Annotated in this window: 9 protein-coding genes; all 9 read right to left on the bottom strand. The window is 48.8% G+C overall.

The genetic code is table 11. The features are described 5' to 3' along the window. The coding region (locus tag LDL18_RS00985; protein ID WP_296506216.1) for an HlyD family efflux transporter periplasmic adaptor subunit at window positions 1–868 on the bottom strand (868 nt) is incomplete at its 3' end. Between the two features lie 421 nt (window positions 869–1289). Further along, a complete protein-coding gene (locus LDL18_RS00980; protein WP_296506215.1) occupies window positions 1290–2900 on the bottom strand; it encodes an SPOR domain-containing protein in 1611 nt (536 codons plus the stop codon). 145 nt (window positions 2901–3045) lie between these two features. Beyond that, on the bottom strand, window positions 3046–3984 hold the full coding sequence (argC, locus tag LDL18_RS00975; protein ID WP_296506214.1) for an N-acetyl-gamma-glutamyl-phosphate reductase: 939 nt from the start codon (window positions 3982–3984) through the stop codon (window positions 3046–3048). A 2-nt stretch (window positions 3985–3986) separates the two neighbouring features. Continuing rightward, complete coding sequence (locus LDL18_RS00970; protein WP_296506213.1) at window positions 3987–4889, bottom strand: NlpC/P60 family protein; 903 nt, start codon at window positions 4887–4889, stop codon at window positions 3987–3989. An 83-nt stretch (window positions 4890–4972) separates the two neighbouring features. After that, a complete protein-coding gene (locus LDL18_RS00965) occupies window positions 4973–6367 on the bottom strand; it encodes a leucyl aminopeptidase family protein (RefSeq protein ID WP_296506212.1) in 1395 nt (464 codons plus the stop codon). A gap of 140 nt (window positions 6368–6507) precedes the next feature. After that, on the bottom strand, window positions 6508–7839 hold the full coding sequence (gene rimO / locus LDL18_RS00960; RefSeq protein ID WP_296506211.1) for a 30S ribosomal protein S12 methylthiotransferase RimO: 1332 nt from the start codon (window positions 7837–7839) through the stop codon (window positions 6508–6510). Between the two features lie 247 nt (window positions 7840–8086). Then, window positions 8087–8428, bottom strand: a complete 342-nt coding sequence (locus LDL18_RS00955) for a DUF167 domain-containing protein (protein WP_296506210.1) — start codon at window positions 8426–8428, stop codon at window positions 8087–8089. A gap of 14 nt (window positions 8429–8442) precedes the next feature. Continuing rightward, a complete protein-coding gene (gene truA / locus LDL18_RS00950) occupies window positions 8443–9180 on the bottom strand; it encodes a tRNA pseudouridine(38-40) synthase TruA (protein WP_296506209.1) in 738 nt (245 codons plus the stop codon). Further along, a partial coding sequence (gene fmt / locus LDL18_RS00945; RefSeq protein WP_296506208.1) for a methionyl-tRNA formyltransferase occupies window positions 9177–10000 on the bottom strand: 824 nt, incomplete at its 5' end. The genes fmt and truA, both read right to left, overlap by 4 nt.

Raw genomic sequence — 10000 nt, 5'->3', positions numbered from 1 at the left:
GCGTAAATTGAGCCTCTGGTGAGACAAAAGAAATCTGTGCAGGCACAAGGCGATCATTCATCGCATCCAATTTGATGCGCGCTTCATCTCCAACATGCAATTTTCCAGCGACCGCCGATTCAAAAAAGACAGTTAGATAAATATCAGAGGGGTCGAGTAGAGAAGCCAAACGACCACCCTGACCAAGCACTGAGCCTTTTTCCGCAATGCGATATTCGATTTGCCCACTGGTGGGCGCTCGAATCGCCATTTCCGCTAAATTGGCATCCAAACGGGCAATTTGTGCCGAGGCGGCTTTCACAGCTTCTTTGGCGGCGGCGACGTTATGTTGGCTCGCCTCTTCGGAGAGCTTGCGCGTGGTATAAGCCGTTTGGCTGTTCTGCAATTCCATATCCGAGACCAACGACTGTGCTATCATTTGTTTTGTGTGCATCAGTTGTTGTGCTGCCAATCCAGTTGACGCATGAGCCGCGGCCTGTTCGGCTTCGGCACGGCGAACCGATTCCTGTGCCTGTTCAAAATTGGCCTGTGCCGCGTCCCGTTGGGCGCGAAGTTCGGAATCGTCCTGATGGGCAAGGATTTGTCCCGTCTGAACGATATCGCCTTCATGGAAAGACAGATCGGTAATCCGCCCAGCATATTTGGCCGCGACATCAAAGCGAGTCATTTCCAGACGGCCATTGCTGCCTTCTATATGGGGTGGCAAATCATTTTTATGTTCAAAATAATGCCACAAGCGGAAACCGCCAAAACCAGCGCATATCAAGAGGATACAGCCGATAATGAACCATAATTTACCAGACTTACGCGGAGGAATTTGCCCCGAGGAAGGCTGTGTTTGGGAGGCATCTTTTGTCTGGTCAGTCATTTTGCAAAACTTTTATATGTATTATGTTAAATAAGAAATAAATAAATATATACTACGGAGTATCATTGATAATTTATATGACAAGGCATAATTTTTGACAAACATAACGTATTTTTAGTTATTTTTTTCTGTATTGATCTGAATCGTCAATAAGATATACTTTGAAATAATAAGTATTTATTAAAAAGATGAGTTTTTGGAATAGTAAAAAGGTCTTCTCATAAAAGCCATTTTTCAAGATCATCAGGAGGCCTTGAGAGGACGGATCGGAAAGCCTTTGGAGGCATAAAGCCATCTGGATTTTGCGGTAAATGATTTTGAGAAAAGGGCAGACTTGGAGCCTTTCTTTCAGGCAAACGTCTTTATTCAGTCCTGCCTATGCGCGCCTGTTTAGAAGATGTCTTTTATCGAGATTGAAGGGCTATTTTGTTTTTTTGACTGATTTGGTTGTCGGCACCGCTTCTTTATAGCTGGAAGCCATACAGGCAACCTCTTTTTTCATCAGGCTATTACAGCTTTCCTGTGCTTCTTTGGCAGAAGCAAATCCAGTCAAGAGCAGGCGATAGACCGGACTGCCTGTTTCGCTATAGGTGATGATTTTATATTTCGCGGCGCTAGGTAATTTGGCCTGTATACTCTGTAATATCTTATGGCTTTGTTCTGTTGCCGCTGGGGTGATCGGCAATTTATGGGTGGCTAACTGAATGGCCGGATAGGTCACATTATAGCAGGTGGAAGAAGCACAATCCTTGGCTTCCTTTTTGGAGTCTGCTTTTAGGGCGGCTGTATTTTGAGGCAGGCTTTCTTTTTTATCGGGACTGTTTTGCGCGGTTGTCGCTGTAGCCTTAGTGGATTTATTCTCTGCCAGAATTTCTTTGATTGGTAGATTGAGGCTTTTCTTGGGGCTTGGAGCTGTTTGTTGTGGAGCGGTTTTCTCTTTGACGGTTACTATAGGCGTTTTTGGGGCGTTGTCACTGAGGCGATCGCTATCGGAGATAGTCGGATTACTGGACGCTCTGGGAGCGGGTTGCGTACTGTTAGCCGAGGGTAACTCTATCTCGGTAATGGTTGAAGGGGCATTGGGATTGGTCGCCGCCGTCAATATTGCCGCTGGCCGTGTTGCCGGTGCCGTTGTTGAGGAAGTCGATGTAGCTATAGGCTGCCCATTTTGATCGTTAGAAAAAGCGGCTGGGGCAGGTGTTGCAGGCTTTGCAGGAACGGGGATCGGGTTTTCTTTGACCGCTGTTTTGGTTGGTTGTGAGATTGAAGGCGCAACTGGAGCCGAGGAAGATGCTGGCATTATAGCGGTGCTGACTGTCGGGCGGGGCGCCGTGCTGTCTGCTTTTGGGGATGTAACAGGGGACGTCGTTTGAACTGTCGGATTAGAGGCAGGTGCAGAAGAAAGAAAGCCATAATCCTTGGCAGGAGGCACGCCGATAAAGGCTTGAAGTTGAACGGCACCGTTCTTTTCTCGGATAACGCGGCTCCATTGGGACAAGCGGGCATTGACCTGATCGGCGGATAAATCCTGACCTGCCATTTTTGAGGCATCATTCCAGCGTTCTGCCATCGCATAAGCAAAGGCTAGATTCTGTCGAAGTCTAGCTGAATTGGAGGGTGTTGAAAGAAGCGGTTCCATTCTTTTGATGGCTTCATTGGGTTGTCCGGCCAAAGTCAGTGCCAGACCAAGATCAACAGGGGAAAGCTTTGTGATCGGTGATAGAATAGTTTGGGCGGCAGTCTTGTTATTATTGCCGATCGCAGCAAGCCCCATATAAAGGCGGGCTTTTTCATTATAAGGATCGCGCAAGACCAGCTTGTTCAGGCATTGCCAAGCCGAAAGATACCGTCCGGCCATCAGATAAGCCCGCCCTAGTTTAAACTGGATATCTGAATTATCGGGTTGTTGCCGGAAAGCCTGTTCTGCGGCAGTAACCGCGGAGAAGCGATCGCTGACAATATCAGCAGAAGCCGAGTTGGCACCGATAACGGAAAGGGCGGCAACACCCGTTATTTTCAGAAAAGCGTTCAAGACAGGACTCTTTTTTAGCAACACAGGACTATTATCCTAGTAGATGCAAGCGGTTTATGAGCGATCTTACAAGTAAAACCGCCTATTTTGAGGCGGTTTTATGCTTGTGACAGGCCATTGCAAGACCCAGATCGTGGGGATAATTTTATAATCTTAAACCGCTGGTTTCAGGACAGCCTGACATCAGGTTGATATTCTGCACCGCAGCACCAGCAGCGCCTTTCCCAAGATTATCAAGGGCGGCCACCAATAAAATTTGGCCAGTGCTTTCGTTCCCGAAAACGAATAATTCCATCCGGTCACTATTGGCGCAATGCTCGATTTCGATTTGGGTCATAGCCTGTGACTCTGACAAGGGTTTAACCCGAATAGTGGCGGAATCCTGATGATGCGCGGCTAGAATATGATGAATATCTTCCAGTGTGACCTTTTGAGAAAAAAGACCCGCAGATAACGGCACATGCACCAACATGCCGCGATAGCAAGGAGAGACTGCCGGAGAGAAAATCGGCGGCATTGTCAGTCCTGCATGATGCTGCATTTCGGGAATATGTTTATGTTTGAGAGACAGGCCATAGCCTTTGAATGCAGATGGTTTTGTGCCGGATTCATAAGATTCGATCATTTTACGGCCACCACCGGAATAACCGGAAACCGCATGAACGGTCAGCAATTGTTGATCTGAAATTAGCGCGGTTTCTGTCAGTGGCCGAACCAGTGACAAAAAGCCGCTGGGATAACAACCCGGATTAGCGACAAAACGAGCGGACTGGATGCGTTCTTTCTGGCCTTTCGTTAATTCGGGGAGGCCATAGACCCAATCTTTGGCTGTCCGATGCGCGGTAGAGGCATCAACAATCCGCGTTTTTGGATTTTTGACCATAGAAACCGCTTCTTTTGCGGCATCATCCGGCAGGCATAAGATAACGATATCCGCCTGATTTAAAGCCTCTTCACGGGCGTTTCTATCTTTGCGATCTTCTTCGCTTAGAGTAATAATCGAAAATTCAGGCCGGTTCGCCAATCTTTCACGAATTTCAAGGCCGGTCGTGCCTGCGCCACCATCAATAAAAAGAGCCGTCATAATTATAATCTCCGCCGTGCCAGAATAGGCGAGGGGTTTGTTTTGGATAAGCGTGTAACAACATCTGACAAAGCTTCAAGCGTTACGCTCATGGAAAAAGCATTGGCATGAAGCAGTGTTTTTTCATCCGTCATTATACCGACATGCCCCGCGAAAAAGATATAGTCCCCTCGTAAAAGTGGAGCATCAGGCGCGATTTCATGGCCTAATTGGCTACGTTGCATATCGCTATCGCGAGGAGCTTTCTGTCCGGTCATCTGAAGGCTAAGCTGGACAAGGCCGGAGCAATCTATCCCACCAGAACCGCGTCCACCCCAAAGATAGGGAAGACCAATCATCTTTTCGGCAAAAGAGACCGGATCGCTGTTTGTTTTTCCCAAGTTATTTAAAAGGCAGCAATGGCGTTTATGAATATAGCCAAAGGGACTTTTGATGAAATTGCCTTCCTCCTCGCCTTGGAAGCGGCTACCTAAAGACCAAAAATGGCACGGCTGTGATTTTATGTCAGCTTTGGAAAAAACGATGCCTTGCATCGCCGTGACGCTATAAAAGGCTTTGTCTGGTAAGGGCGCATCGGGTGATAAGGCTTGTAAAGGTAAATAGCCGACATAATGGTCGGCAAGGCTGTATCCCCATACCCAGTTATCCGATATTTCGAGAATAGAGAAGGCCTCGCCCGGTAAAATTTGGCTGACCGAAGGGCTGTTGTCTGATGGTTGTTTTCGCATCAAATAAGCAGATGCCCCGCAATAGCGCATTATAGGTTTGACATAATGGGAAGAAAAAAGACGACCGGCCAAAGCGATATCAGCCAAGCCGTCTTTAAAGGCATAGATTCTGGGATCGAGAGAAGATGATTTCTGTGTAAGGCAAAAAGCAGGTATTTTTTGTTCAACTTTAGGCATCTTCCCTCATCCTTCATTATGGAAATACTGTCCCCTGATAGGATGGGATAACTTAATCAGGGATTATCCTGATACTGAATAATTTAGCCATTTTGGATGAAACGGCTTTTCAGCATCTGCCATGCCGCCCGCAAGCCATAGGCGGCGCCCCCCTTTGGCCGACCAGCTTTGGCGGTTGCCTGCCATGCAAAAGTATCAAAATGCGCCCATTTAAGGGAATCGCCGACAAATTCCTGTAAGAATAATGCGGCCGTAATCGCGCCTGCCATGCCGCCGCTACCCGCATTATTGATATCGGCGATCGAAGATTTTAAAAGCGTCAGATAATCCGCCCATAAAGGCAGTCGCCATAGAGGATCTTGAACCTTGTTGCCGGATTCTGCGAGTTGATGAGCGAGTTCGTCATCATTGGAGAAAAGGGCGGGTAGATCCGTACCCAATGCAACGCGAGCTGCCCCTGTCAGAGTGGCAAAATCAAGAATCAATTCGGGATTGGGTTCGCTGGCTTTGGTCAGAGCATCCGCCAATACCAGACGGCCTTCTGCATCAGTATTCCCGATTTCAACCGTTGTGCCTTTCCGACTGGTCAGGATATCCCCTGGACGCATTGCATCACCGGAAACAGCATTTTCAACCGCTGGAATGACCAGATGCAATCGGACAGGCAATTTCATCGCCATAATTAGATAGGATAATGCCAAGGCATGAGCCGCACCGCCCATATCTTTTTTCATCAAAAGCATTGAAGAAGACGGCTTGATATCCAACCCGCCAGAATCAAAACAGACGCCTTTCCCGACAATCGCTATTCTGGGATGTTCGGGACGACCCCATTGTAATTCGATCAGCCTTGGCGCTCGGTGGGGAGCGGCTGCCCGTCCGACGGCAGCCACCATCGGATAATTACTATCTAATTCTTTCCCGTGGGTAGTGGTCACAATCGCCTGAAAAATAGTGGCGATTTCTTCGACGGCTTTCTGCAATTCGGCGGGCCCGCAGTCACAAGCGGGCGTATCGACCAGATCACGCACTAAAGCGGTGGCTTCTGCTTGGGCTACAATGTCGTCAATGACGTTTTGATCGCCATCAATGAACAAAATACGAGTAGCACGGGCGGGCGGATCAGAGTGGTAACGGTCAAAATAATGTTGTGCTAACAACCAGCCGAAAGCCAATTTTTCGACATTACCGGAGCGCAAGCGATAGCTGCCTTCTGGTAAAAGACTGGCTAATTTAGCCAAATCCCAGATTGAATTCTCTTCGCTGACCCCGACTAAAATTTGTGCGGGTTGTTTGTCATTGGCGGGTAAAAGCAGGCTTTCACCGGCTTGGCCGGAAAAATGCGCCAATTGGGCAGCCATTGCAAAATCGGCATTATTCTTGGCTAATAATGTTTCGAATTCGTCAGACGTAACCGGTATGATTTCTTGTGCCGGTTGGCCTTTGTCGACTGCCAGTAAAGATTTGAACAGACGCATTTTTTACGCTCCTTTAGACAGTTTCAATAACCAAGCTGATTATTGAAACTGTTCTGAAATCCGGTTTTTATTCCAAGGTTTATAGCCGGATTTTTGTCAAAAATACAAAAGGGATATGGTTGTTTTCATCCCTTTATATTTTAGGAGAGCGTAACCCCGTAAAGATCATGTTCATCGGCATCTTCTACCCGAACGGTCACGATATCACCGATGTTTAGATTTTCAGCATCGCGAAGATGGACTTCGCCGTCAATTTCAGGCGCATCGGCATAGCTGCGGCCTGAAGCCCCGCCTTCGCCATCGGTGCGGTCGATGATGGTCGCAATGTCGCGGCCAATTTTGGCTTGCAATTTGGCTTCTGAAATTTGGGCAGCCTTTTCCATCAGCCTTTGATAACGTTCATTTTTGACTTCTTCGGGAACAGCGCCGTCGAAAGCATTGGCGGCGGCACCTTCTACCGCTTCGAAACGGAAAGCACCGACGCGGTCAAGTTGGGCTTCGTCCAGCCAATCTAACAGATATTGGAAATCCTGTTCGGTTTCACCGGGGAAGCCGACCACAAAGCTGGAACGAAGGGCAATATCGGGCACGATTTCACGCCATTTTGTAAGCCGATCCAGTATTTTTACTTCATTAGCAGGGCGTTTCATTCGCTTTAGGACAGATGGGGATGCATGTTGGAAAGGGATATCCAGATAGGGTAGGATTAAACCTTCCGCAATTAACGGGATAAGATTATCGACATGGGGGTAGGGATAGACATAATGCAGTCTGACCCATGCGCCCAATTCACCCAATCCACGAGCGAGCTCGGTTAGATCGGCCTTTACCATCCGGTCTTTCCAACGATATTCTTGGTGACGAAGATCAACACCATAAGCGGAGCTATCTTGCCCGATCACCAGCAATTCTTTGGTGCCTGCCGCGACCAATTTTTCAGCTTCGCGTAGAATGGCATCAGCACGGCGAGATACCAGATCGCCCCGAAGAGAAGGAATGATGCAGAAGCTGCAACGATGGTTACAGCCTTCGGAGATTTTCAGATAGCTATAATGGCGCGGTGTGAGTTTTAAGCCTTGTTCCGGCACCAAATCGACATAGGGTGAGGCTTCGATTGGGGCGGCATCATGGACGGCTGAGACGACCTCTTCATATTGTTGCGCCCCTGTGATGGCGAGAATATCGGGGAAACGTTCCCGAATGCGGTCGGCCTCATTGCCAAGGCAGCCGGTGACAATAACCCGACCATTTTCAGCCATGGCTTCACCAATGGCATCAAGGCTTTCTTCCTTGGCAGAATCAATAAAGCCGCAGGTGTTCACCAAAACCACATCGGCTTCGTCATATTGTGACGAAAGATTATAGCCTTCTGAACGGAGTTTTGTCAGAATGCGTTCGCTATCGACCAAGGCTTTTGGACAGCCCAAAGAGACCATGCCGATTTTCGGAGAGGTAGGGAGTTTTTTTATCATCTATGGATAGCCAGTAAATTATTGCCGTTTGCTTGGCGAGGGATTTTCTAAAGCCTGCTTGATGGCCTGCGCCTATATCAATATTCCCTTTGGAATGCTGCATTGAATAACGGGGCATCTGGCTTGAAATATAAAAACCGTCCCATTCTGTTACAAAAAAGGGACGATTTTCGGTTTACATTTCAAGGCCGGTGAGGCTGGACGAATTGCGGGAAAAGATATTTTTCAATTAAGGCCACCGTCGCCATTAGCTGACCTTTTTGATGAAATCTTCTGCTATTTCGGTCAGACGCGTTACGTCACCCGCGATATGCAAAATTTTGATTTTGGAATGTTCGCCGGATTCTATCCTGACCGCCCCCTTCGGGACAGAAAAACTTTTCGAGAGATACGCCATCAGATTTTTATTGGAAGCACCTTCAACAGGAGGAGCCGCAACACGGATACGGAACAGTCCCCGTCCGGCGGTATCCTTATCCAGCATAGTGATGCCAGTCTTGCTGGCGCGAGCCGTTACGCGAAGCGCCAGACGGATACCATCTTCGACAGGGGTATAGGGTAATTCTTCGTTTTCAGTGGTCTCTGTCATGGGGCTTCTTATAGTCAATAAACCGCTTCCGTAAAATACAGGCCATCCGGTGGCGCATTAAAGCCAAGGGCTGCTCGGTTACAGGCTTCCAAAGCAGTGGTCATATCATCAGCTGTCCATTGACCTTGACCAACCAAAACAAGGCAGCCGACCATTGACCGGACTTGATGATGCAAAAAAGAACGGGCGGCGGCGGTGATTTCGATCTGGTCGCCTATGCGTCTGACATCAAGATGATCAAGGGTTTTAACCGGACTTTTTGACTGACAATGCACCGAACGGAAGGTGGTGAAGTCATGAAGCCCAATCAGTCTTTTTGCAGCGATATCCATGGCTTCCGCATCTAAAGGCTTTATCACATGCCAAGCCCGTCCGGCTTCCAAGGTTAGAGGTGGCCGACGATTGATAATCCGGTAAAGATAGCGGCGGCCAATACAGGAAAAACGCGCATGCCATTCAGGATCGACCTGTTCACAGGAAAGAATAGCGATAGGGCGTGGTTTCAGACGGGCGTTTAATGCCTCCATCAGTCGAAAAGGCGTAAAGTCGCGGGCAACGTCAATATGGGCGGTCATCGCCAAACCATGAACACCGGCATCCGTCCGGCCTGCGGCCTGAACGGGGGTCGGTTGTCCAGCGATGGAGGCTCCCGCTTCTTCGATAGAGCCTTGGATAGTTGCCCCATGTTTTTGGCGTTGCCAGCCCATGAAATTCCGGCCGTCAAATTCAACGGTAAGACGATAGCGATTCATGAAAGACGCGTTCCCCGTGGAATGGCAAAACCGCGCAGCATATCTTCCAGTTTCATCGCTTTTCGTCCGGCGCGCTGGACAATGACTGGCTGGAGAGAATCGCTGCCGCAGCCGATTAACAGATTATCATCAAGCGTTTCACCAACGGCACCAGCCTGATTTTGGACATGGGCTTCCAAGATGCGTATTCTTTCCTCGTTATAGAGGAAGAATGCCCCTGGTTTGGGGGCAAAAGCGCGGATTTGACGTTCAGCCTGCACGGCACCTTTGGAAAAGTCGATCAAGGCTTCGCTTTTATCGATTTTGGCCGCGTAACTCTCACCGCTTTCCGGTTGTTTGACAGGCGGATATTGTTCGGGCTGTGCCAGCACTTCGACCATCAATTTCGCCCCAATATGGGCTATTTCGTCAGAAAGCGCGCCTGCATTTTTATCTGCTATCGGTGTTTTTTCTATTTTGAGCATGGCTCCGGTATCAAGGCCACGATCCATCTGCATGATGGTTACGCCGCTTTCCTGATCGCCCGCGAGGATCGCCCGTTGGACAGGGGCGGCACCGCGCCATTTCGGGAGAAGAGAGCCATGGACATTTAAACAACCCAAGCGCGGCATTTCAAGAATACTCTTGGGTAATAACAGGCCATAGGCCGCGACAACCGCAACATCCGCTTGATGATCGGCAAATATTTTTTGTGTTTCGGCCTCTTTCAGAGAAACAGGCGTATGGACATTCAAGCCCAATTCCCTTGCCCGTTTTTCAACCGGAGAAGGGCGGGGCGCTTTGCCGCGTCCGGCAGGTCTAGCGGGCTGGGAATAGACAG

Source organism: Zymomonas sp., from assembly GCF_020216885.1.
GTDB lineage: Bacteria > Pseudomonadota > Alphaproteobacteria > Sphingomonadales > Sphingomonadaceae > Zymomonas.
The sequence above is the reverse complement of the archived record's forward strand: the minus strand, read 5'-3'. Positions and strand labels throughout refer to the sequence as shown.

Coding starts and splice junctions, on each gene's coding strand:
- LDL18_RS00970 (WP_296506213.1), bottom strand. CDS start 4,889: ATGCCTAAAGTTGAACAAAAAATACCTGCTTTTTGCCTTACACAGAAA.
- LDL18_RS00965 (WP_296506212.1), bottom strand. CDS start 6,367: ATGCGTCTGTTCAAATCTTTACTGGCAGTCGACAAAGGCCAACCGGCA.
- argC (WP_296506214.1), bottom strand. CDS start 3,984: ATGACGGCTCTTTTTATTGATGGTGGCGCAGGCACGACCGGCCTTGAA.
- rimO (WP_296506211.1), bottom strand. CDS start 7,839: ATGATAAAAAAACTCCCTACCTCTCCGAAAATCGGCATGGTCTCTTTG.
- LDL18_RS00955 (WP_296506210.1), bottom strand. CDS start 8,428: ATGACAGAGACCACTGAAAACGAAGAATTACCCTATACCCCTGTCGAA.
- truA (WP_296506209.1), bottom strand. CDS start 9,180: ATGAATCGCTATCGTCTTACCGTTGAATTTGACGGCCGGAATTTCATG.